Annotated in this window: 26 protein-coding genes and 1 tRNA gene; 5 read left to right on the top strand and 22 right to left on the bottom strand. The window is 70.2% G+C overall.

The window, feature by feature from the left end:
* Positions 1-77: 77 nt before the first annotated feature.
* The gene (locus tag GTY96_RS09705) at positions 78-1,085 is read left to right on the top strand and encodes a sigma factor (protein WP_161664543.1); all 1,008 of its coding nucleotides are present in this window, start codon (positions 78-80) and stop codon (positions 1,083-1,085) included.
* Positions 1,086-1,087: 2 nt separating this feature from the next.
* The gene (locus tag GTY96_RS09700; protein ID WP_161664542.1) at positions 1,088-1,366 is read left to right on the top strand and encodes a hypothetical protein; all 279 of its coding nucleotides are present in this window, start codon (positions 1,088-1,090) and stop codon (positions 1,364-1,366) included.
* A 9-nt stretch (positions 1,367-1,375) separates the two neighbouring features.
* Here GTY96_RS09700 and GTY96_RS09695 read toward each other — a convergent pair whose 3' ends face one another.
* The 11 genes from GTY96_RS09695 to GTY96_RS09645 form a co-directional block, all read right to left on the bottom strand.
* Positions 1,376-2,101, bottom strand: a complete 726-nt coding sequence (locus GTY96_RS09695) for an HlyD family secretion protein (protein WP_161664541.1) — start codon at positions 2,099-2,101, stop codon at positions 1,376-1,378.
* Positions 2,102-2,244: 143 nt separating this feature from the next.
* Positions 2,245-2,787, bottom strand: a complete 543-nt coding sequence (locus tag GTY96_RS09690) for a hypothetical protein (protein WP_161664540.1) — start codon at positions 2,785-2,787, stop codon at positions 2,245-2,247.
* 624 nt (positions 2,788-3,411) lie between these two features.
* Positions 3,412-3,705 carry a hypothetical protein gene (locus tag GTY96_RS09685; protein WP_161664539.1) on the bottom strand — a complete coding sequence of 98 codons (294 nt, stop codon included), beginning with the start codon at positions 3,703-3,705 and terminating at the stop codon, positions 3,412-3,414.
* Positions 3,702-4,361 carry a hypothetical protein gene (locus tag GTY96_RS09680; protein ID WP_161664538.1) on the bottom strand — a complete coding sequence of 220 codons (660 nt, stop codon included), beginning with the start codon at positions 4,359-4,361 and terminating at the stop codon, positions 3,702-3,704. Before GTY96_RS09680 ends, GTY96_RS09685 begins: the two co-directional genes overlap by 4 nt.
* Positions 4,358-6,010: a DNA cytosine methyltransferase gene (locus GTY96_RS09675; protein ID WP_161664537.1), complete on the bottom strand. Its 1,653-nt coding sequence runs from the start codon at positions 6,008-6,010 to the stop codon at positions 4,358-4,360. Before GTY96_RS09675 ends, GTY96_RS09680 begins: the two co-directional genes overlap by 4 nt.
* Complete coding sequence (locus GTY96_RS09670; RefSeq protein WP_161664536.1) at positions 6,007-6,438, bottom strand: hypothetical protein; 432 nt, start codon at positions 6,436-6,438, stop codon at positions 6,007-6,009. Before GTY96_RS09670 ends, GTY96_RS09675 begins: the two co-directional genes overlap by 4 nt.
* Complete coding sequence (locus GTY96_RS09665) at positions 6,431-6,610, bottom strand: hypothetical protein (protein ID WP_161664535.1); 180 nt, start codon at positions 6,608-6,610, stop codon at positions 6,431-6,433. The genes GTY96_RS09670 and GTY96_RS09665 overlap by 8 nt, the downstream gene beginning before the upstream one ends.
* Entirely contained in the window at positions 6,603-6,941 is a 339-nt protein-coding gene (locus GTY96_RS09660; RefSeq protein ID WP_161664534.1) for a hypothetical protein, read from the bottom strand. Before GTY96_RS09660 ends, GTY96_RS09665 begins: the two co-directional genes overlap by 8 nt.
* The gene (locus GTY96_RS09655) at positions 6,938-7,555 is read right to left on the bottom strand and encodes a hypothetical protein (RefSeq protein WP_161664533.1); all 618 of its coding nucleotides are present in this window, start codon (positions 7,553-7,555) and stop codon (positions 6,938-6,940) included. The genes GTY96_RS09660 and GTY96_RS09655 overlap by 4 nt, the downstream gene beginning before the upstream one ends.
* Positions 7,552-7,824 (bottom strand): hypothetical protein, encoded by a 273-nt coding sequence (locus tag GTY96_RS09650; RefSeq protein ID WP_161664532.1) that lies wholly within the window; start codon positions 7,822-7,824, stop codon positions 7,552-7,554. Before GTY96_RS09650 ends, GTY96_RS09655 begins: the two co-directional genes overlap by 4 nt.
* Before the next feature lie 170 nt (positions 7,825-7,994).
* Positions 7,995-8,068: transfer RNA gene (locus GTY96_RS09645), tRNA-Arg, on the bottom strand.
* A gap of 233 nt (positions 8,069-8,301) precedes the next feature.
* On the opposite strand from GTY96_RS09645, the gene GTY96_RS09640 reads away from it, so the two are divergent.
* Positions 8,302-8,931 (top strand): LysE family translocator, encoded by a 630-nt coding sequence (locus tag GTY96_RS09640; RefSeq protein WP_235685500.1) that lies wholly within the window; start codon positions 8,302-8,304, stop codon positions 8,929-8,931.
* A gap of 77 nt (positions 8,932-9,008) precedes the next feature.
* On the opposite strand, the gene GTY96_RS09635 is transcribed toward GTY96_RS09640, so the two are convergent.
* Positions 9,009-10,340 carry a carotenoid oxygenase family protein gene (locus tag GTY96_RS09635; RefSeq protein WP_161664531.1) on the bottom strand — a complete coding sequence of 444 codons (1,332 nt, stop codon included), beginning with the start codon at positions 10,338-10,340 and terminating at the stop codon, positions 9,009-9,011.
* Between the two features lie 442 nt (positions 10,341-10,782).
* Between GTY96_RS09635 and GTY96_RS09630 the strand changes: the two genes are divergently transcribed.
* Positions 10,783-11,466 (top strand): hypothetical protein, encoded by a 684-nt coding sequence (locus GTY96_RS09630; protein ID WP_161664530.1) that lies wholly within the window; start codon positions 10,783-10,785, stop codon positions 11,464-11,466.
* Positions 11,467-11,548: 82 nt separating this feature from the next.
* Here GTY96_RS09630 and GTY96_RS38770 read toward each other — a convergent pair whose 3' ends face one another.
* The gene (locus GTY96_RS38770; protein WP_235685499.1) at positions 11,549-12,292 is read right to left on the bottom strand and encodes a putative quinol monooxygenase; all 744 of its coding nucleotides are present in this window, start codon (positions 12,290-12,292) and stop codon (positions 11,549-11,551) included.
* 331 nt (positions 12,293-12,623) lie between these two features.
* Between GTY96_RS38770 and GTY96_RS09620 the strand changes: the two genes are divergently transcribed.
* The gene (locus GTY96_RS09620) at positions 12,624-14,015 is read left to right on the top strand and encodes a hypothetical protein (RefSeq protein ID WP_161664529.1); all 1,392 of its coding nucleotides are present in this window, start codon (positions 12,624-12,626) and stop codon (positions 14,013-14,015) included.
* Between the two features lie 67 nt (positions 14,016-14,082).
* Here the strand turns inward: GTY96_RS09620 and GTY96_RS09615 are convergent, their stop codons facing one another.
* The 9 genes from GTY96_RS09615 to GTY96_RS09575 form a co-directional block, all read right to left on the bottom strand.
* A complete protein-coding gene (locus tag GTY96_RS09615) occupies positions 14,083-14,709 on the bottom strand; it encodes a CHRD domain-containing protein (protein WP_235685498.1) in 627 nt (208 codons plus the stop codon).
* 111 nt (positions 14,710-14,820) lie between these two features.
* A complete protein-coding gene (locus GTY96_RS09610; RefSeq protein WP_143900769.1) occupies positions 14,821-15,705 on the bottom strand; it encodes a LysR family transcriptional regulator in 885 nt (294 codons plus the stop codon).
* A gap of 134 nt (positions 15,706-15,839) precedes the next feature.
* Positions 15,840-16,637 (bottom strand): outer membrane protein assembly factor BamD, encoded by a 798-nt coding sequence (locus GTY96_RS09605; protein WP_161664528.1) that lies wholly within the window; start codon positions 16,635-16,637, stop codon positions 15,840-15,842.
* Positions 16,634-17,182, bottom strand: coding sequence for an RNA polymerase sigma factor (locus GTY96_RS09600; protein ID WP_143900763.1), 549 nt, complete (start codon positions 17,180-17,182; stop codon positions 16,634-16,636). The genes GTY96_RS09605 and GTY96_RS09600 overlap by 4 nt, the downstream gene beginning before the upstream one ends.
* A gap of 78 nt (positions 17,183-17,260) precedes the next feature.
* Entirely contained in the window at positions 17,261-18,277 is a 1,017-nt protein-coding gene (locus tag GTY96_RS09595) for a hypothetical protein (RefSeq protein ID WP_143900761.1), read from the bottom strand.
* 47 nt (positions 18,278-18,324) lie between these two features.
* Complete coding sequence (locus GTY96_RS09590; protein WP_161664527.1) at positions 18,325-18,942, bottom strand: hypothetical protein; 618 nt, start codon at positions 18,940-18,942, stop codon at positions 18,325-18,327.
* Between the two features lie 93 nt (positions 18,943-19,035).
* Positions 19,036-19,302, bottom strand: a complete 267-nt coding sequence (locus GTY96_RS09585) for a hypothetical protein (RefSeq protein ID WP_161664526.1) — start codon at positions 19,300-19,302, stop codon at positions 19,036-19,038.
* A gap of 168 nt (positions 19,303-19,470) precedes the next feature.
* Positions 19,471-19,860, bottom strand: coding sequence for a hypothetical protein (locus GTY96_RS09580; RefSeq protein ID WP_143900755.1), 390 nt, complete (start codon positions 19,858-19,860; stop codon positions 19,471-19,473).
* A 164-nt stretch (positions 19,861-20,024) separates the two neighbouring features.
* Complete coding sequence (locus GTY96_RS09575) at positions 20,025-20,546, bottom strand: hypothetical protein (protein ID WP_143900753.1); 522 nt, start codon at positions 20,544-20,546, stop codon at positions 20,025-20,027.
* Positions 20,547-20,557 lie beyond the last annotated feature (11 nt).

Raw genomic sequence — 20,557 nt, 5'->3', positions numbered from 1 at the left:
CAGACGCGCTGGGAGAAGCACCGCTGGGGACGCCAGTATACCGCCCCTGCGCGCGTGCGCACGGGCAGGAGTCCTCGATGCCCGCCTGTGCCCTTCGTCTTCACGCCGCCCTCAGCCTGACGCCCCCGCCCGGCACGCCGCCGGCACCCACGCCCGACGACGAAATGGAAGCGCTGCTCCACCTGCTGCGCGAGCTGCCCGACGGCTGCCCGGAGCAGCGGCGCGCGGAGTCGCGCCTCGCCGTGCTGGTGCGTCCCCACGTCGTGCGCGCCGCGGGCGCGGTGGCGCGCCGCTGGAAGGTGTCCGCGGAGGACCTGGAGCAGGAGGGGCAGGTGGCCACCTACAAGGCCTGGCGCCGCTTCGTCCCGGGGCGCGAGCCCGGACGCTGCCTCTACCCGGCCTACGTGCTGCGCCTCGCGCGGCAGGCCATGGAGCGCTACGCGGCGAGCGAGCGCAACGCCGTCTACGTCACGGACCACGCGCGAAAGCGGCTCCGGCGCGCGAAGAAGGCGGCGCGGGCGGAGGGCGTGCCGGTGTCCGCCGCGCTGCGCGCCCAGGGCCTGGACGAGGCATCCATCCTGACGCTGGGCGAGGGCTCCATCTCCACCGTCTCCCTGGAGCACCTACTCGCCGGCGAGGACGGCCGGGACTCCACCGCGAACGTGGAGGCGCGGCTGGGGCTGGTGGACACGACGGTCGCGCGCCACCAGCACGTGGCCGAGCGTGAGACGGCCCTGGACGCGCTCTACCAGCTTCCGCGCCTCCAGCGCGTGGTGATGCAGGCGCTGGCGGGGTACGGCCGAGCCCCGGGCGCGGAGCCCTCCGAGCGCACCGTCGCGCAGGAGCTGCGCCTGCCGGTGGACGAGGTGCACCGGCTGCGCGCTCGTGCCCTGGCGCGGATGCGGGAGGCGATGGCGGTGAAGGGGCTGGGGCCGGAGCGGCCCGTGCTCGCCGCAGGGAAGCTCCGGCGACACCGAGCGGGCGCGCCCCGGGACATGCGCCCGCGCCAGGTGGGGCTGGGCGCCCAGCTCGGGCTGTCGCTTCCCGCCGTGGAGTCCCGGCGCCCGTCGGCGTGGGAGGCGTAGCCGTGCCCACCATCGTCGCGAAGAAGGCGGGCACGTGCACCGCGGCCGGGTGCGGCGGGCGCATCCTCAAGGGGGAGTACGTGGAGTACTCCGCCGCCACCGGTACGCGGCACCTGGAGTGCGCGAGCGCGGAGCAGGGCCGGCGCCCCAACCTCAAGGCGGGCACGTGCCGGTGCGGCGCCGCGGTGGCCCCACGCGAGGGCTCGCTCCTCCTGAAGGAGACGAGCCGCGCGGGACGCTTCCAGAAGCAGTGGCTAGTGCGGTGCGCTCGCTGCGGGTGAGCAGCGAGCCTACGCGATGAGCGCGGGCAGCTCGTCGCCCGGCTTCGGCAGCAGCTCCAGGACGTCCCCTTCCTTCAGGGTGAAGTTGTCCCCCGGGAAGGCGATGTAGATGGGCAAGTCCGCGACGTCCTCGACGCTCGTCACCTCCGCCGTCGCAGTGGTGCCCCGGATGCGCCAGGTGTCGCCGCGGTGGACCTCGCGTAGCCCGCGCTCCACCGCGATGTAGAAGCCGTGCCCCTCCGCGTCGGGCGCCACCGCAGTCACCTTCACGGCGACAAGCGCCGCCGCGTCGCTCTCGGCAGTGGCCGCGCTCGCCTCCTCCTTCAGCGGGGGCACGGCCGGGGACGGAGTGGGCTGCCGGCGGCGCGCGGACCGCAGCGCCTCCAGCTCCAGGCTGGCGCGCGCCGCTGCTAGCTCGTCCTGGGTGCGGAGGATTTCGTGGTGCCGCACCTGGGAGCGCAGCGCCTGCACCTGGGCGATGAGGGCGTCGCGCTCCGAGCGCAGCAACTCCATCTGGGTCTCCGCCCGCTCCACGCGGAGGCGGACGAGCACGTCCACCGCGCGCCAGGCGCGGCGCTCGCGCGCCGGCAGGTCCTCCCACTCGGGCAGGAGGTTGCCCGCGCCGTCATGCCTGTCCAACGCCTCCAGGTAGGCGTCGTGCAACCGCCGCACGTCACGGCCGTCGCGTTCCAGCTGCTTCAGTCCAATGCCTGCTTCCGTCGTCGCTGCGTTCATGGTGCTGCCTCCTGCTGGTGGTGCTGCTGGGTGGACCCTCGCGCGGCTCCCGCGCGAGGGTGAGAATCCGGGGCGGCGTCAGATGGCGCGATGACCGCGCGTTTGGCCGATGGGGGAAATCCCTCGGAGGGGGAATAGGGCTCTCAATGGGTGGCCTCTCCAGCGGCGTGGATGAGGACGGAGCGGGCCGGGGCATTGAGCCGCGCGAGGGCGGCCTCGATGAGCGGGAGGAAGTCGTCCTGGACGTGCGCGGCGGCGAATTTGTCCGGCGCCTCCAGGACGAGCATGTCGCCCTCCAGCGTCGGGCTCAGCCGCGCGAGCTGCTCGACCACGTGGCGCTTTCCGTCCGAGTGGAGCGCGGCAAGGACGCGGCCCCAGGTGGCACCGGCCTCGGTGGCAGGCAGCGCCGGTCCGCACGCGGTCTCTGCCGGGGCGTCCTGCTCCGGGACGTGCCGCTGCCACACCTCGGTGGCGATGAATGCCTGCGCCGGGCACAGCGGCTTGCGCCCCTTGGCCCAGTCGTCAGAGAGGAAGGACTCCCAGGCGCCCCTGAGGCGCGCCTCGTTGCCGCCCACGGCGGCGAGCGCGCTCCGGTACCACTCCGTCCAGCCGGGCGGCGGGGACTGAGGGATGGCTCGCGGGAAGGCTGCGAGCCGGGCCTCCTGGGCCCAGGCGAAGAAGGCCACTGCCGGCGAGGGCGGGGCGTCGGCCTCCGGCGCCGTGGCGGCGAGGGACGGGGCCGACGAGGGGCGGACGGACTTCGGCGCCGGACGGCCGTCGGGAGCTCCAGCCCAGCGCGGCTCGGCGCCGCCAGCGGCAGCAGCAGACGGGGAAGGGGGTAAGGGGGAAGGGGGAGTGGGTGCGGGAGAGGGGGAAACCCCCACAGGGGGAAGGGGGCGCGGCTCGCTCCGGACGGCAGGCGTCACGGTGACGCTTGGTGACGTCACGGTGACGGGCTGTGACGTCACAGGCATCACGGTGACGTCACGGTGATGGTTGGTGACGTCACGAGGCGTCACGGTGACGTCCGGTGACGCTTCGCGCGTCTCGCGCCAACGGCGGGAACGGAGGGCGCCGGGGCTGTTCGGGTCGCCGCGGCGAGGGGCAGCCATGGCCACCTTGGGGCCAGACGGCGCGGGCGCCTGCGCCGCGAGTAGGTCCGCCAGGAAGGCCATGGTGCGCTCGTAGGCCGCGCGCTCGCCTTCAGCGCGTGCCTCGGCGCGGATGCGCTCCTCACGCTCGCGCGCCAGCTCCGCGCGGAGGAACTCGGTCTCGTCGTTCACCCTTGGGGTAGGGCAGGTGCTCATGGACTACGACTCCTCGAAGGTGACGGACGGGATGGGGTGGGGCGGGACGGGCGGCACCAGCACGCAAGGCGGGTGACGGCAGCAGGTGGGCGGTACGGGCCTGTCCAGGCAATCGGCCTGCCACGCGATGCCGTGCCGGCAGGTGGGCCACGGGCCCGGGTGCATCGCGCGCACCTTCTCGTTGGCGATGCGCGGCGCGTGCGGGGCGGGCAAGCCCGAGTCGGTGATGGCGGCGCCCAGGCGAGGCACGCCGCAGTCCTCGCAGGGCACGACAGGCATCCGGCAGCGGTGGCTCATGGCGACACCCACGCGGCGCAGGCGTGGGGTGGGCACCCGGGCGCGGTGCAGCGCCAGGTGCGGCACGTCCGGCAAGGCGTCATGGCGCGGCGACACGCGCACTTCCGCAAGACACGCTCGCGCAGCGTCGCGGGCTCGCGACCTCCGCTGCGTGCGGCGCGGGCCTCGTAGGAGTCCCAGCGCGCCTTGTCTGCCTGTGCGACAGCGCCGAAGCCCAGCCGCACGCGGGCGAGCACTGGCGCGGGCAGCTCCCACAGCGTGTCCGCGGGGCCAGGATGGCAGGCCACCGGCTCCGGCAGGGCCACCACGTCCTCCAGCCACAGCCCGGCGGGCCCCGAGTACCAGCGGGACTGCCGGTCGGCGTCCGGGTACAGCGACACCGCCGCGACGCGGCCCACCGCCACAACGGCGCCGGCGGGCAGCTCATCCGCGCGCGGGGCGCTGACGCCCGGCCCGTGCCAGGAAGCCATCCACACCGCGAACTCCGGCATGTGCTCCGCCGCGCACACCGCGACGTAGGAGTCCAGCACATCCCCTGCCGGCGGCGCGTGCAGGTTGAGGACGGGGGCGTTGCGCACCTGGACGGCCCAGGCGAGCGGCTGAGGCTGCGTCACGCCGAGGATGGGGACGCGCATGGGGGCATCGCACGTGCTCACGCAGCCTCCAGGCCCTGAATGCTGTCGCCCAGATTCGCCCGCACTACCGCCTCGGCCGCCTCGGGGCAGACGCTGTTTCCAATGAGGCGCACCTTCGCGGCCTTCGACGTGGCGGCGCTCATGTCGTAGGTGGCGGCGAACCGGCCGAACTGCGCGCGGAGGAGCTCCTCCGGCTCCAGCATCCGCATGCCGATGTCCACGATTTGGTGCTCGACACCAGCCACCGTTACGAGCCCCATCCGCGCCTTGGCCGTGATCGTCCGCATGGGCCTGTCCACACGCTGCCCGGAGGTGGCGTCGTCCCCGTAGTAGCTCGTCAGGAAAGCGCGGACGTCGGCGGTGTGGTCGCCCACGCCCAGGCTCGCGCTGACCAGCGCGTGATGGTCCTGCGCGGTGATGGTGCCGAGCGGGCGCCCGTCGAAGGGCACCCCGACGACACCGTTCCCAAAGTGCTTCGCGATGAAGGCGGAGACGAGCGCATGCTTCTGGCCGTCGGCCACCACCGTGCCCAGCGGCTGGTGCAGGTCCAGGTAGCGGGCGCGCTGGCCGGGGCGCTCCCCGTAGCCCGTCTGCACCAGCGTCGGGGCTACGACGGCGTGCCGGTTCTCCGTTGTCACGGTCGGCAGCGGAGCATCAGCGGCCGTCATTCCAGCGCTGGACGTGCCGTGGTCGATGGTGACCATGGTCGGCATCACTAGCGCATGCCCGCGGCGCTGCGCCGTCACGGTGGAGAGCGGCGCGTCGATGGGCTCGCCGCGGGCGGCCTCGCCCCCGTGGTTGACTTTGATGAGCGACGGCACCATCACCGCGCGGTCATTTTTCGCGGTGATGGTGCCCACCGGCGCGCTCACAGGCGTGGGCGGCGTCTGCCCCGCTCGGCCTCCGCATCCGACGATGTAGGGCTCCGGGCTTTCGAGCACGAAGCGCCGAAGGCCCTCCGCGATGCGCCAGAGCGTCTTCTCCGCGAGCGGGCGCTTACGAGTGAAGATGCTCGGGCACGGGAGGCTCCAGTCGATGCACTCCGCCGCAGTGCGCAGAGGCAGCTTCCCGGGCCCGTGCGTCGGCTCCGGCCAATGGATGGGCTGACCGTCACACCTCGCGACGAGGAAGAGTCGGCGGCGCCGCGTGGGCGCGCCGTAGAGCGACGCGTCCAGGACGCGGAAGTCCACGGTGTAGCCGAGCAACTCCAGGACGCCGCGCCACTGCTCGAACGTCTCTCCCATGCGCGCCTTGTCCGGGCGCCCGTCAGGCCCCAACGGACCCCAGGTGCGAAACTCGGCCACGTTCTCCAGGAAGATGCAGCCCGGGCGCACGTCGCGGGCCCAGTCGATGACTACCCACGCGAGGCTCCGGATGCCCTTTTCCCTGGGAGTGCCGCCCTTCGCGACGCTGAAGTGCGTGCAGTCGGGACTCGCCCAAAGCACGTCCACAGGACGACCCTTCGCCACGTCGCGCGGGGGCACGTCCCAGATATCCGCTGTGAGGTGCTGCGTGCGCGGGTGGTTGGCGGCATGCACGGCGAGCGCAGTGGCGCTGTGGTTGATGGCCACATCGACGTCGCGCCCGAGCGCCGCCTCGATGCCGGTGGAGGCGCCTCCTCCGCCAGCGAACAAATCCACGACGAGCCCTCGGCAGTGGCGCTTGCTCATGATGTCGCCTCCGCGTGGGACAGGTCTTTGGACGGGCCACGCACGCCACGGAACAGCTCGCGCTCCGTCAGCCCGGCGCGCTCGGCAATCCACGCCGTGGTGCCCTGCTTCGCGACGATGTCCGCCTGGGTCGCCTCGCACGTGCACGACACGCCCGGGCAGGTCACCTCGTCCTTCGCCTTGAGGCGGTGCCCCTGCGTCTTGTGTCCGCACTCGCCGCAGCGGTGGACGGCAGCGCGGCGCACCAGCTCTTCCGGCGTGTCCGCCAGCAGGTCCACCGCCGCGCGCCCGGTGCCGAAGCGCACCCACCACTGCCCGTTCGGCTTGCGCCCACGGAAGCGTCCGCCGCGCACCGCGCGCACGAGCGCCTTCGTCCGCTTGTACTCGGCCATCATCCGGTCGAGCTGCTGCCAGATGGACTCAGCCACGGGACACCTCCTGCTGCGTGGAGCGGCCACCGGACAGGACGCGCAGCACGGGCCGACCGGTGTTCGGGGTGGATGCGCGGGCCTCGCGGCGCGCCAGGAGGAGCAGCACCGCGGACGTCAGGTGCAGCAGGACGGCCACCAGATGGAGCGCGCCAAAGACCAGGTCACGCATGCGAGGCCTCCGCACCGACGGCGACACGGACCTTCTGCCGCCAGGAGGCTTCCCGCTCCCGAGCGTCGCTCCAGAGGTCGCGGCAGCGCTTGACGCTGCACGTGCCCGCCGGCACGTCGGCGCGCTCGCTGTACACCTGCGCGAAGGACCGCTTCGCCCAGCAGATGGCGCAGCCGCCAAGCTGCATCAACTGCGCCTCGTCGTGGAGGCGCTTGCGCAGCAGGCCGAGCTGATGCGGCGGCGTCGTCGCCAGGAGGTGGGCCACGGCCTTGCGACGCATGGCGGGAGTGGTGAGCAGATGCTGCTGACGGGGCTTCCTGGCCGCGCTCACGGAGCACCGCCGTCTTCGCGCACCGCCGCGACCTGGACGTCGAGCCCCACCAGCACCTGGCCAGGGATTGCCTTGCGCTCCCCGAACCTGTCGGCAAGGGCGCGCACCAGCGTGTGCACGTCGCGGAGCTGCTGACGGAGGCGCAGGACCTCGTCCACCGTCTGCTCCAGGTGCTGCCGGCACACCGTCGGCTCGCGGTTCATAGTGCTGGACGTCGAACAGGCGCTGCACTTCGGGACGGGCGAGGCCTTCTGCCGGAGGCGCAACTCGAAGCAGTCCACCGCCTCTCCGGCCTGCCACCGTGCGTACTCGATGCCGTCAAGGACGGCCTGGCACTCCCGGGCGTCCACGCGGAGTCCGGCGCCGTCCGCGGCCGTGGACAGGGCTGCGCGCAGAATCTCGTTCACGGGCCTGAGATGCCGCCGGACAGGGAGGCCGCGGGGGTGCTCCAGGGCGTTGATGAGGCTGCGGCAGTCGGCGGGGTCCAGTTCGAGCCTGCCGCCCTCGCTCGCGACGTGCCCCAGGGACGCGGTGAGGACCACGCTCAGTGCCTCGGGCGCGGCCGTCTTTGCGGACGTGGCCCGCTGCTGTGCCTTCGTGGAGGTGCGCTTCACCGGGCACCTTCCTTCTGGGCGACGCGCTCACGAAGCTGGTGCAGCTCCACCAGGGCCGCGCTGAAAGCATGCTCGGTGCAGCTCCCCTCCAGCGCAGTGCACGCGGGGCACTCCGCGGTGGGCGGCACGGAGCGGATGAAGCGCGTCAAAACGAGGTCCGGCGCCGTGGACTGCCGTCTCGGTCTTGGGACGGACGTCGGGATGTTGCAGAACGCCGAGTCGAACGCTTCGTAGGCGTACCTACCGAAGCCCGTCCCGGCACCGTCCACGCGCCAGCCGTCAGGCGTACGGTGGAAGTGCAGGGAGAAGGTGTCCGGGAGCCGGGGCGAGGCGGCAAGGGCCTCGCCAGAACTCCCACCGGACTCCCAGCCTCGGCCGGCTGCCGTGCCTTGCGCCCCCGGCCCGACATTTTCCTGAGTCGGGCCGGGGACTTGGCCAGTGACCCCGACAGGAATCGAACCTGTGGCCTGCGGTTTAGGAAACCGCCGCTCTATCCAACTGAGCTACGGGATCGAGGTGGTGCAAACCCCTTATACCAGGGCGGAATCACCTCGCAATGACCGTGAGGGGGGCATCGGCGTGGGAGTCTCGGGCTCAACGGGCCCGTCCACGTCACCCCGTAGTCCTTCGGCATCAGGGCCGCCGTGTCGGGCGGGGTATGCGGGATTCGCAGAAGGCCGCCGGGTCGTAGTCCCCTCCCGTGAGACGCGATAGACCGCTGGCACCCTCCTCATGGGGGACGTCCCATGCCAACCGCCGCCAACCTGTTGCTCTTTCTCGGGGCTTCGCTCGCGCTGAATGTCACGCCGGGGCCCGACATGCTCTATGTCATCACACGAAGCGCCTCGGAGGGGAGGCGTGCGGGCGTCGCGAGCGCACTCGGCATCGCGGGCGGCACCGTCTTTCACTCGCTCGCGGTCGTCCTCGGGCTCTCCAGCCTGTTGATCGCCGTACCCTTCGCCTACGACGCCGTGCGCTTGGGTGGGGCGGGCTACCTGGTCTTCCTCGGTCTGCGCACGCTGCTGAGGCCATCCGGTGTGGCACAGGGGCCACGTGTCGAGCCCGCCAGCCTCTGGGAAATCTTTCGCCAGGGCGTGGTCACCAACGTCCTCAACCCGAAGGTCGCCCTCTCTTTCCTCGCGTTCCTTCCTCAGTTCGTTGTGCCCGGTAGCGGTAGCGCCCCCGGGCAATTGCTGCTGCTGAGCGTGCTCTTCAACGTGTCGGGTACGCTGGTGAATCTGGTCGTGGCCTTCGGCGCGAGCCGCGCCGGACAGTGGGGCCGCGCCCGTATCGGCGGCGGCGTCCTCGCGCAGCGGATCACGGGAGCCGTGTTCGTGGGGCTCGGTGTGCGTATCGCCCTGCAGCAGCGGAGCTGAGGCGCCCCAGGAGCGCCGAAGGCGTCCGCTTCTCCGCGTCGTGGCCCCGGCATGCGTCCCGCGTTCGCGCACGCCGCTCAGCGCACCCTCGGCACCCACGCGCCGTGGAACCCGGCTGGCACCCGGCGCGGCAGGTGAACGGTCGCGACGGGGTCCTCGTCGATCGCGCGTGCGTCCAGAATCACCAGGTCGCTGGAGTCCGTCGCCGAGCGATAGACCATCACCAGCAGCCAACCGTCGTCCTCGACGATGCCTCCTGGGCGCGGCACGAACACGGGCTCGCTGTTCTGGTCGCCAGCTTGCACCGCGTAGTGTGTCGTCGCGCCGCGCTCGTGATCGAAGCGGACCACGCCGCGCATTTCGGCGTTGGTCGGCTGCTCCGTCGCATACAGGTAACGGTAGTGGCGCCCCGTCCGGTTCTCGTTGATGCGCGGCAGCTCGATCCCGCCGTCGGTGAGCGGCCTTTCGTCAACCCGGCCGCTCGCCGTATCGATCTCGTAGCGCCACAGGACTCCAACGGGGTTGTCGACGAACCTCCCCGTGCTCGCGTCGAGCCGCAGGTACCACGGGTAGCGGACCGCATCGAGCACCACGCAGGCTTCGTCGCGGTCATACGCGTTGACGACGTGCTGGATGAAGCAAGGCTCGATGCCGAACCAGCGCACGTCGCCGCCGTGGCGCGGGATCACGCCGATGCGTGCCTTCCGGTCATCGTGCCAGCGCAGCGGCATCCGGTGGCCCTGCTTCAGCATCGAGAAGTCGTACCCGACGTTCAGGTCGAGCAGCAGGCTGCGGGTCGCGGTGATCGCGATGTCGTGCATCATCGACGGCGCCGGTACATCCACAACGACGTCGACGCGCTGCACGCCCTGCGCGTCCGCGACGCCGTAGCGCAGCCACGGCGCGCGCCAGTCCGCGCGAAACGCGATGAGCTCGCCCGTCAGCGGATCGACCTTTGGATGCGCGGTCAGCCCGCCGCCGAGCCCGGCGTGCCTGCGGGGCTCGCCGAGCGAATCCAGCTCGGCGGTGATCGCGAACGGCGCGCCACCCTCCGCCAGCGCCAGCAATTCGCCCGCATGCAGCAACACGTTCACGTTCGGATTGGTGTCGGGCAGCTGCGGCACCCGCTCGGGCGCGTACACGTCAGCCCAGCGGCGCGTGCGCGCCCAGCGGTTCCGGTAGCCGGCCGCGCGGCCATCCTCGAACGAGATCGCGTGCAGCATCGCCGCTTCCGGCCACCAAGACAGAACGTCGTTGCCCTCGAAGCGGCCCCGCAGTGGGTTCGGACCGTTGCGCAGCAGCGCTCCGTTGAGTTCGCGCGGGATGTCTCCGGTGACGGCCAGGTCTACGAGGTCGACCTCGTCGGCGACCGGCGCGACCGCGCCGCGGTTCAAATCGAATGCAGTCATGACGTTACCCCTGTCAGCCGTCTTCGGTCGGCGGCGGAAGGGCACCGCCAGTCGCCGACCAAAGGCCGTGTAGGAAGAAAGCAGCGTGGAGGCTGTCCTCGCGTCCACCTGGAGGAAGGAATCAGGATGACGCCATTTCTATCCGGGTATAAATGTCGCGTCAATATCGCCCGGGTAAAATAGGACAGGCAGCCTGGGGTGCGCCGGTCACGCCGCCCCGGCGGAGACCGGAGCGCCGCGAACGCGTGCAAGCACCCCGTCGAGCGCGACATGCCCTTCGAGCGTCTGCGCGAAGCGCGCGCCCGCTTCGTTGGCGAGCCGTGCGGCGATGCGTGCACCGAGGAGTCGCCGTACTCGTGATGCAATCATGAGTCAGCGGTGATGAAGGTCCATCCGCGAATTCCGTACCTTGTGTCCATCCACTCCAGGAGGTAGCAAGGTCATGAATCGGCGACGGGAGTCGTGTGTTTCAAGCCTCGTGTCTCGACGGGCGGTCCTGCTCTTCACCGCGCTCTGGCTCGCGGTCCTGACCCCCGGACGCGCCGCCGCGGAGCTCCCGCTGCTCTCGCTCGGCTCACTCTCCGACGATGAACTCCTGTCGGACGTGCTCGTTGGCTCCCGCCAGATGGGCATGGGCCTGGTCATCCCTTTCCCCTGCACAAGCGAGACGGACGGCCTCGCGCTCGAGACACGCCAGCGCTACAGCAACGCCGCCATCAGCGTCGACGCGGCGTATTGGCTGAAAGTCGCGTATCAGTCCGCGCGCCGCCCGGTCGGCGTCGAAACGCAGTTGGGCCTCCATGTCCGCACCGCCACACGCGACAGCGAGTATGCCGGCCTGGGCCCCTCCCTTGGCCTCACGGTCTCGCGAGAATTCGATCCGCCGCGTTGCATGTGCCTGAATGCGCTCAAGACCTTCGTGGGCGTGCAGGGCAGCACTGTGATGTCTCCGGCCAATGGGCAGCTCCAGGTGCCCGTACGCGCGAGCCTGGGTCTCCAGGCCCGCTTTCGCGGATTTCACTTCATGCTCGTGGGGCGCGGCGGCTGGGATGACGCAAGCCTTGGATTCAACGCGCGTCCTACCGTCGATGTCACGATGGCCATCGGCCTCGTCCGCTTCCTCTGAGCTTCCGCCTGCACGGGCTGCGGCGCGGGGCGCACGCCGGAAGGCACACCTCGCGCCTGGTGTCATGACGGGCGGGGGACGCTCAGCGCTTCACCGCGAGCACGTCGACCTTCTCGATGAGCGGCGGCTTCGCGAGGACCTCCGGCGCCTTCGCCTTCATGGCCGCGGCGACCTTGCCACTCAGATGCGACTGACGCCCCTCCTCGTCGGCGAAGGTGTCGAAGATGCCGAATGTGGTTGACGACAGCTTCAGGGCATACCAGTGCACTGTGTCCAGCTCGTCGCGAATGATGGGCAGCGCACGCTCCAGGAGCTTCTGCACTTCCTCCGCTCTGCCCGGCTTCGCCTCCAGGGTGACGACCAGGGCCTTTGTCTCGGCGACGTCGGGCGTGTCCGGCGTCTGGGCGGCGAGCAGGTCCACCGCCTGGATCGTTGGCGGTGTCGCCAGCAGCTCTGGCGCTTGCGCCATCAGGGCCGCGGCCACCTTGCCACTCAGGTGCGCCTGACGGCCCGCCTCGTCGGCGAACGTGTCGAAGATGCCGAAGGAGGTCGGACCGAAGCGCAGCGCGAACCACTGTGCCGTCGCCGGCTCCGCCTGGACCAGGGCAAGACCTCCCTCCAGGAACTTCCGCACCTCCTCTTCCTTGCCCGGCTTCGCCTCCAAGCGGACCAGCAGGCCCACGTGAACAGTCTCTGACTTCCGCGCTTGCGTCGTCGTCATGGCTGCACCCGTCGTGCTCTTCGAAGTGGATGCGCAGCCCAGTCCCACCAGGGAGGCGGTCAGCGCGAGGAAGGTCATGCGGTACGGCTTCAGGAAGAGATGCATTGAACGGCTCCAGGAGAGGCCGGATGGCGCAGGGGATGCCACCGCGACCGCGACGGGGACATATAGACCTCGCGTCTGGCCAATGTGAGGCCCCCGGCACCAATGGACCGATAGTCATCACCCATGCGCAAGGGCCTCCCCGGACCGGGGGACGGTGCCCCAGGCCTCTCGGGGTGACGCCCTGACGAGGCTTTGGCCACGCTCGAATCACTTCGTCAAAAATCGGCTCTTAAATCGATTCGAGAAGTCCGCTCGTTGACGGAAAGCCCGGGGGAATGCCCCGGGTCTGGCGAGCCGGATTCGCTGGCCCCCTCGATGAGGAACGTGAGTGATGCTGAAGAAGCAGAGTGTTTCCTGGATGTTGGTGATGAGCGGCCTTGCGCTGCTCGCGGCCTGCGCCCCCGAGCCCAAGCCCGTCGAGGTCATCCCCTCTCCGGGGAAGGGAGACCTGGTGCTCCTGATTGAACGGGAGGCCAGAACGGGCCCCTATGTCGAGAGCACGGCGGAGCGCTTCCGCATCGTCGCCTCGGGTGAGGTCTTCAAGGCGGTGCGGTGGAGCGCCGACTCAGGCTCGCTCGAACCTGACGCGGAGCGGGTGACGTGGACGCTGCCCGCGGCGGGGACCGCGTCGTTGTCCGTCTCCGTGGAGACGGAGTCCGGGAAGTCGGCGGAGGGCTCGTTCCACTTCAACGTCATCGCCGCTCCGCTCGCCCCCAACACGGTGATTGATTCCAGCCCGGACGTCACGGGGGGCACCTGTGAGCTCGCGTTCGACAACGCGGGCAAGGGCCATATCGTCTACACGAACGACACGCACAACACCCTCTGGTACGGCAGCTGGGACGGTACGACCTGGAAGACGGAGCAGGTTGACGGCCCCAGCTTCAACACGGGCGGGGTCTTCGTCACGAAGCCCGTGCTCGCGATCGACGCGGCGACCGGCACTCCCCACGTCGGCTACCTCAAGGGGACCGGCGCCATCGCGAACGCCACGTTGCGCATCGGATACGCCACGCGCGTGAATGGCGCGTGGGTTCGCGAGAACCCGGACACCGCGGCGGCGACTCGAATGGGCATCGCGCTCAACCCCGATCAGGGCCAGCCCGCCATCATCTTCGCCACCGGCCAGGCTGGAACCATCCGGGTCGCGACGCGCACGGCGGCCAATACCTGGGCCAGCGCGCTGCTCCCGCTCAACACGTCCTATCTCAACAGCGACCCTGTCTTCGACGCGACCGGAGGGCTTCACGTCGTCACGACCCAGGTCACCAACAACGTCGCCACCAACTACCTGCGCGTCATCCGGGGCTCGGCCATCGAGTCCTTCCGGATGGAGGACACCGGCTCCTTCGCCCCCTGGCTCTCACTGGTCTGGGGCCCGAGCCAGCACGTCCTCGCGCTCTCGAACACGATCCCCGAGGGCGACAAGTCCGCCATCGATGACATCACGTTGGGCACGCCCCTGACGTCCAGCACCATGAACTCCTCGCCGGTCGACTACCGCTTCGCCTCCTCCGACCTGGCGTTTGGCGGCGGAAAGCCTGTCGTCGCCTCTCGCAACGGGACGGCGCTGCAAATCAGCACGACGGACGCGCTGGGCTTCTGGACGTACACCCAGCTGGGGTCGGTGGATGACAACACCCGCCCGAGCGTCGCGATCCGCCCCACGGACGGAACGCCGCACGTCTGCTACCAGCGTGATGGCAAGGTGAGCTTCCAGTAGCATCTGGCTGGGAGTCACGGCTCCTGTGCGTCGAGCCGTGACTCCGGGGCCAGCGCGGGAGCCCGCGCTACGGCTGGGCGGCGTAGAGCTGGCCCCGCATCTCTCCGTAGAAGGTATGGGCCTTCGTGTGGAGGTTGAAATAGAGCACGCCCTTGCGCGCCAGGGACTCCAGGCTGGCCAGTGTCTGGGTTTGCGTCAGGAAGCCCAGCTCCGCAGGGCAGCTCTCCGGCAGGCCGGACTTCATCCCCTTCATGTCCTTGACGTAGGTGATGTTCTTGTTGGTCAGCTCCACGGAGAGCTTGCCCTGGGCGAGTGTCTTGGGCAGCGCGCCGAACTCGCCGAAGTCCACGACGATGGGGCCGAGCACGCCCGGCGGGCCGCAGTGCACGTGGAACATGAGGATGTCCTCGGGATTCACCCCGTCCACCTGGACGTCGACGTAGGCCTTGCTCAGGTCCTTGGAGAAGCGAAGCTGCCCATAGCCCCGGGACTTGCGGCGGTCGCGGGGCGTCGACGGTGCCGTGGCGCCGAGGCTCTTCTGCAACAGCTTCGGCGTCTCCGACTCCTCACCGGGCTCCTGGGCGGGGCTCAGGAAGGCCTCGTAGACGGTGAAGGTCGTCGCGCCCTCGGAAGGGTCCTTGGCCTGGGCGGACTGCATGAACAGGGCGACGGACAGGACAGCGAGCTTCGGCATGCGCATGGTGGACTCCCCCTGGGAATGAGCCCGTCATGAGTAGCCTGCGTCCCGGACCGCGGGATGGCCAAAGGTGGACAACCCATGGCCGGATCCTGGCGGCGCCGCGGCTCAGAGCGGTTCGATGAACCGGCGGATGTCTTCGAGCACCCGCTGGATCTTGGGAATCTCGCGGAGCGCCTCCGGCACGCTGATGCGGACGGCGCGCTCCCGCCCCACCACGCCGGGCAGCACCGGGACGCAGGTGCCCTGGGCATGGTCGGGATCCGGCAGGTCCGCGCTGGGCACCAGCCCGATGCCCTGCCCGGCGAGGCAGCAGGAGCGGATCAGGTGGATGTCCGACGTGATGAGCGTGGGCTCCACCCGGAACGCCATCCCGCCGAGCACGGGCCAGAGACACGCGTCGCCCCCCGGAGCCGCCCACGCGAACAGCTCGTGGTCCCGAAGCGCCTCCAGGGTCCGGGGAACACCCCGGCGCTCCAGGTACTGGGGGCTGGCGATCAGCCCCTCGCGCACGCGGAGCACCACCTGTGAGAGCCACGGTCCCCGGGGCATGTCCTCTCCGAAGTGGATCGCCATGTCCACGTTGTCCAGGGGTTCGGACAAGGGGGCGTCGCTGAAGCTCGCCTGGACCCGCAGCAGCGGGTAGGTGGTCCGCAGCAGCCCGAAGAGCGGGGCGAGCAGGTGCGGCGGGAGCCCGACGGGCAGCACCATCCGCAGCAGGCCCGCCGGGGCCTGGCCCACCTCACGGATGGAGGCCAGCAGCGCGCTCGTCTCCTGCATCATGATCCGTCCGCGCTGGGCGAGGACTCCACCGGCTTCGGTCAGGACGATGCCCGTCCGGGTGCTGGTCAGCAGCGGTACGCCTGCCCTTGCCTCGAGCGCTTCGACGCGCCGCCTCAAGGTCGTGCGTGAGACGCCCAGCGACTCCGCGGCGGCCAGGAACGACCCCGTCTCCGCGACGTCGAGAAACGCGCGCAACTCTTCCAGGTCCATGTGCCTCCCTCGGGAGTCGGCCCACGTTGAAGGAGCTCCCGCGACGCCGTGGGCCCAGCCACGAAAAATGTATCGCTTTCGCGGCCACGGAGGCGCCCCGTGTTTCCGCCGCGGGCCCCGGCCTGGGGGATGTCTCACGGCCCCGAAGGGTGGAGGAGCCCTTGAAGGCGGACGAGATGGGAAGATGTCGGGTAGCGCGCGCCGAACGCCTCCGCGCGCTCGCGTGCCTCGGGGACGCGGCCCAGTCGCACCAACGCCTCGATGGCGATGACTTCTCGCTCCTGGGCGAGCGTCCCTGCCGGGAACCGCGATGCATGTGCCTGGGCGCTGGCGAGCGCGCGCTCCGAGTCGCCTCGTCGCAGGGCTTGATGGGCGCTGTCGAGCAATAGCAGCTCTTCGTCCTCGGCCGCAGGGGCCACGGACGGGGCAGGCGCGGGGGGCCGCTTCGGTGCTGCGCTGGTGGGCCTCGGGGCAGGTCCCGTCGGTGGAACGCTAGCCGTTGGCGGCGCCACGGGGGCGGGGGGCGCGGGGGACTCGGCTTCGGGCGCGGTGGGCGCGGGTTCCTCGGAGGGCAATGGGGCAGCGGGAGCCGGCGCGATGTCGCGGGTGAGCGGGCGCTCGGCATCGGCGTGCGTCCGTTCATAGACCCGGCCCACGTGGAAGCTGCCCACCGTCCCCGTGAGCACGGCCATTCCGACGAGCACCTTCAGCTTGAGGCCTGACGACACGGCGGCGCTGACAGCGTCTGCGGCTGGAGGCGCGGACGGGGGGCCGGGGGTGGGCGGAGCGGGCAGCGGTCCGAGCCGGGCCGCGAGGGATGCGAGCTGGTCGGCGGTGGGCTCGTCCTCGACGGCGGATCGCAGCAAGCCCCTCAGGTCCGAGGACGCGTCGGAGGTCTCCTCCAGGAGGCGCACGGGCTCTGGCGTGCTCATGTCTCGCCTCCTTGCGTCCGGGCCACGGCGTCCTGGACCTGCTTGCGCGCAGCGTACAGCCGGGCATAGGCGGTCTGCACCGGGCAGCCTACGGCCCGGGCCACGTCGGCCATGGCCCACTGTTCGATCTCGAAGAGGACGAATACCGCCCGCTTGTCCTCGTCGAGCGCATCCAGGATGCGCTCGAGCCGGGCCCGCGCCTGCGTTCGCTCGACCGCTTCGAACTGCTCCGGAGGGCGGGCCTGGTCGGGCGTCCGCGCGACCGCCGTCTCACGGCGGATGTGGGCGCGCTTGCGGTAATCCGACGCCAACCGCATGCAGATTCCGAAGATCCACGCGCCCACGGGCGCGCGTCCGTCGAACTCGGACAGGCGGCGGTGGACGACCATGAATGCCTCCTGACAGACGTCTTCCAGGTCCGCCGGCCGTACGCCCAGGCGTCGCAGCGTGCGCCACACGAAAGCCGCGTGCTGTGTGTAGACGTGCTGGAAGTCGAGGGGCGCGGAGCCGACGGGAGTTGACTGCGCCTGGGTGGGGGGAGGCATCGCGCGTGAGTCCGGAGCCGACGGACTCTAGTGATCTTCCGCGACCCTGGTGAAGCGCCAATGCGCGCGCCTGTCTGTTCAGGGCCCCCGGAAGGACATGCCTACGTCGAGCCCCACTCGGAGCGGTGTGCCCAGCTTCACGCCAGTCGACAGTGTGGGCCGCAGCCAGCCCACGGTCGCGCCCAGTCCCGCGTGCAGCGCCGTGGTTCGGCCCAGTCGTCCCTCCACGTGGAGACGTGGCCCGGCGTCCCCCCGGACGAACAGGTCCACCGTCCGCTCGGCGCTGCCCTGATGATCCACCGACACGAAGGACAACGCCGCGGTCGCGCAGCCAGACACCTCCCAGCCCGGGCCTCCCACCGAGAGCGGGCAGAGCCCTGCCTCGGGGGAAGCCGTGAACAGTTCAAACCGCTCGGCGCCGGGCTTCGCGGTCGCGTGGGGATACATGGCGAGCCGCATGAACCAGGTCCATGCGCCGGCACCTCGCCATGCAACGCTGAGCCCTGGCGCGAACGTGTCGCCGAGCCCCGTGGATGCGGTGGCGGCCAGGGACACCGTGGAGCGCTCTGGCCAGGGCCTGCCTTCGGGGGCAGGCGCTTCTTCGGCGGCGGGCTCCTGGGCCGTGTCGTTCAGCGTCCAGGCCGGGGGCTCGGGCGGTGGAACAGGCTCGGGCTCTCGCTCGGGTGCCGGTGTCCCGGCCTCGTCCGGCGAGGCCTCCCCCTGAGGCTCCCTGGAAACCAGCGCATCCGGATCGATCATCAGCGCGATGACCAGCGCGAGCCGAGGCTCGATGGCGGCGCAGGAGGGCTCGGCGGTGGAGACCTCCCGGCCACCGAGGATGGTGCCCCGTGCGTCCACGAGGGTGAGCCGCGCCGTCCAACCCGAAGCAGCCTCCGGCCCGAGTGTCCCGTGAATGAGGACCTCCGGCATGACGCCGAACACGGCGCGCCCCAACCGCTCCTCCACCGCGCGGGACAGCGGCGCGGCCTGGATGCAGCCTGGAGCTGCTTCCCATTGCAACCCCCAGCGCGCCGGCGTCGCTGGCGTGGCACAGAGCAGCGGGACGACGGCGCCCAGGGGGAGAAGCGGCAGCATGCGGACGCGTTAAACCACGCGGCGCCGCTCCGCGCGACGGCGGGGACTCACAGGTCCAGCGCCCCCCTGCCGGTATCAGGAGGGCCCTGGTTCGCGACCACCTTCACGTCCGTCCCATTGAATGCGAAGAGCGGGATGCCGATCGCGAGCAGCGCGCCGCCTCCAATGAGCGATCCGATGGAGAGCTTGCGCATGAACGGGTCGTCCGTGCTGCCCGTTGCTTCAGTTTGCATGCTGCCGCTGAGTCCCAGGAGAAGCCCTCCCGCCAGGGCGGCGCTGGCGCCCACCACGATGGAGTACCAACCGGTGGCGCGCAGCCCCGAGCTTCCTGGCCGCACGTGCAGGGACACGTTCCGTCCCTGATCCAGCAGGGAGAAGCGCGAGGAGGGGGTGATGCCATTGCCTCCGATGAAGAACTCAGACCGGGGCTCGAGGATGCGCATGTTGCATGGCGCCTGGCACTCCCGCGCGTAGTTGACGATGCCTATCGTGGCCATGCCACGGCTCGAGGCAATGGAGCCCACCCCTTCACTGACGACTCGGAAGAGGCTGACGTCGGGGGAGTCCGACTGGATGTTCACCTGCACCTCGGCGTCGTTCCGCGAGGAGGGCGCGCTTGCGAGCGGAGCGGTGGTGGCGAGACTCAGGGCAAGGATCAGGCTCAAGAGGGTTCCTCCATACGGTGTCAGCGTGTTGCCTGGATGTATGGAGGGACCCTCGCTGGATTTTGAACGGAATTTCGCCCGAGCTTTTGGCGGTCATCGGGCCGGGAAGGGCCGCCACGCCGGGCGCAGGTCGAAAGACGGCTCTCCTGTCGCGGGCATGTCCAACTCCTCGCGGTGCAGCGACGTGCTCTCGTTGCTCACGGCGAAGAGCGTGTAGTGGCCCGCCGGGAGGTGATGGACCCGGACGATGCCAGGCAGGGACTCCACCCACTCGTCAGGGTGGCTCAGCAGCGCCAGCCGCATCAGCTCCTCTTCGCCTTCCGGGATCTCCAGCGCATTCGCGGCCTCCTCGTGCTCCACCCCCGCGATGCTATTGGAGGTTGCCGCGTCGCCGAGGAAACCCTTGCGAGATGGATGGAGGGGAGGGGACGGCTTGAGTCGCGGTGTCGGGACACGCCGGGCGGTCACCCCTGGGCGGACCTCCATGCCAGGGGCGACATGCCACGGACGCGACTCCACCGCGGCGTACTACCAGGGGCTGTTGCCCTGCTTCTCGTGCGGCGTCTCCGTATAGGTGGACTTGAACAGCGAGCCCGCCGCGTTGAGCCCCGAGCCGAAGGCCTCGACGGAGGCCTGCTTGTAGTTGCCGTTCCTGGCGCTCTGGAACGCGTCCCGGCCGAAGTTCAGGGCCTCGCGCTGGTGTGCGTTGACCTCGCTGCGCTCCCCGCGCTCCACCTTGTTGACGTTGTCGATGACGCTGTCCCGGGAACGGTCGGAGATGCCGATGTGCTTCTTGTCGAGGAGCTGGTTCATGCCCTCGACCTGCTGCGAATAGACGCTCGTCTTGCCCTGCGTGGTCTGGTCGATCTGCTTGCGCGAAGGATTGAAGAACGAGTGGTTGCCGTTGACCTTGAACATGAGAGTGCTCCTCCGGGTGGTGGCGGGTGCCCCGCCCGCGGTAGTTGTTTCTTGAAGAAATTGTCGGAGCATGTGGGTCGGAGTTGCTTGGGGACTTTCATCTGCCCACAATTCAGCAAGGGGGCGCCGGGAGGTCCGGCGACCCTGGAGCGCAGCTCGCGGCCTCAGTGGACGATGAACGTCGAGGGCAGCAGCACCTTCGAACCGTTGGACTGGAAGAGGCTGTCCTTCAGGTGGAGCTGGACGACCACGCGCTTGCGCTTCTCCAGATCGAGCCGCTTCGACGTGAATTGGATGGCCGCGGACCGCGCGCGGATGAGGCCCGCGGAGTCCGTTGCCTGATACGCCCCCACGTCGTCGAAGAGCACGCGGACTTGCGCCGTCGTTGCCTCATGGGGCAGGTAGAAATACCCCAGCAGGTATGCTTGGTCCTTCGACGTCAGGTCCATGGTCCGCCCGGCTGGAGCGAGCCGCACCGTGACGGGTCTGCCATTGGCCGTGACCTCCACCTGACCCACGCCCAGCATGACCTTCTGGTACTGCTCCGCGTCCACCCCCTTGAGGCGCAGCTCGAACCGGTCTCCTTCCGGTTCGGCGCCCGGAGGCGCCGGGTTCTCTCCACCACAAGCGCCCAGCGTCATCGCGAGGAACGCACCCGACAGCACAGCGAGTCTTGAAGTCTTCATCGTGAGGTCCT

The sequence above is a fragment of the Corallococcus silvisoli genome (genome assembly GCF_009909145.1).
GTDB lineage: Bacteria > Myxococcota > Myxococcia > Myxococcales > Myxococcaceae > Corallococcus > Corallococcus silvisoli.
Note: the sequence above shows the minus strand (reverse complement) of the source record. Positions and strands in the feature narration are given on the sequence as shown.

Coding starts and splice junctions, on each gene's coding strand:
- GTY96_RS09695 (WP_161664541.1), bottom strand. CDS start 2,101: ATGAACGCAGCGACGACGGAAGCAGGCATTGGACTGAAGCAGCTGGAA.
- GTY96_RS09620 (WP_161664529.1), top strand. CDS start 12,624: ATGCTGAAGAAGCAGAGTGTTTCCTGGATGTTGGTGATGAGCGGCCTT.
- GTY96_RS09630 (WP_161664530.1), top strand. CDS start 10,783: ATGAATCGGCGACGGGAGTCGTGTGTTTCAAGCCTCGTGTCTCGACGG.
- GTY96_RS09675 (WP_161664537.1), bottom strand. CDS start 6,010: ATGAGCAAGCGCCACTGCCGAGGGCTCGTCGTGGATTTGTTCGCTGGC.
- GTY96_RS09605 (WP_161664528.1), bottom strand. CDS start 16,637: ATGAGCACGCCAGAGCCCGTGCGCCTCCTGGAGGAGACCTCCGACGCG.
- GTY96_RS09685 (WP_161664539.1), bottom strand. CDS start 3,705: ATGAGCCACCGCTGCCGGATGCCTGTCGTGCCCTGCGAGGACTGCGGC.
- GTY96_RS09595 (WP_143900761.1), bottom strand. CDS start 18,277: ATGCTGCCGCTTCTCCCCCTGGGCGCCGTCGTCCCGCTGCTCTGTGCC.
- GTY96_RS38770 (WP_235685499.1), bottom strand. CDS start 12,292: ATGCATCTCTTCCTGAAGCCGTACCGCATGACCTTCCTCGCGCTGACC.
- GTY96_RS09705 (WP_161664543.1), top strand. CDS start 78: ATGCCCGCCTGTGCCCTTCGTCTTCACGCCGCCCTCAGCCTGACGCCC.
- GTY96_RS09635 (WP_161664531.1), bottom strand. CDS start 10,340: ATGACTGCATTCGATTTGAACCGCGGCGCGGTCGCGCCGGTCGCCGAC.
- GTY96_RS09615 (WP_235685498.1), bottom strand. CDS start 14,709: ATGCCGAAGCTCGCTGTCCTGTCCGTCGCCCTGTTCATGCAGTCCGCC.
- GTY96_RS09610 (WP_143900769.1), bottom strand. CDS start 15,705: ATGGACCTGGAAGAGTTGCGCGCGTTTCTCGACGTCGCGGAGACGGGG.
- GTY96_RS09600 (WP_143900763.1), bottom strand. CDS start 17,182: ATGCCTCCCCCCACCCAGGCGCAGTCAACTCCCGTCGGCTCCGCGCCC.
- GTY96_RS09640 (WP_235685500.1), top strand. CDS start 8,302: ATGCCAACCGCCGCCAACCTGTTGCTCTTTCTCGGGGCTTCGCTCGCG.
- GTY96_RS09580 (WP_143900755.1), bottom strand. CDS start 19,860: ATGTTCAAGGTCAACGGCAACCACTCGTTCTTCAATCCTTCGCGCAAG.
- GTY96_RS09665 (WP_161664535.1), bottom strand. CDS start 6,610: ATGCGTGACCTGGTCTTTGGCGCGCTCCATCTGGTGGCCGTCCTGCTG.
- GTY96_RS09575 (WP_143900753.1), bottom strand. CDS start 20,546: ATGAAGACTTCAAGACTCGCTGTGCTGTCGGGTGCGTTCCTCGCGATG.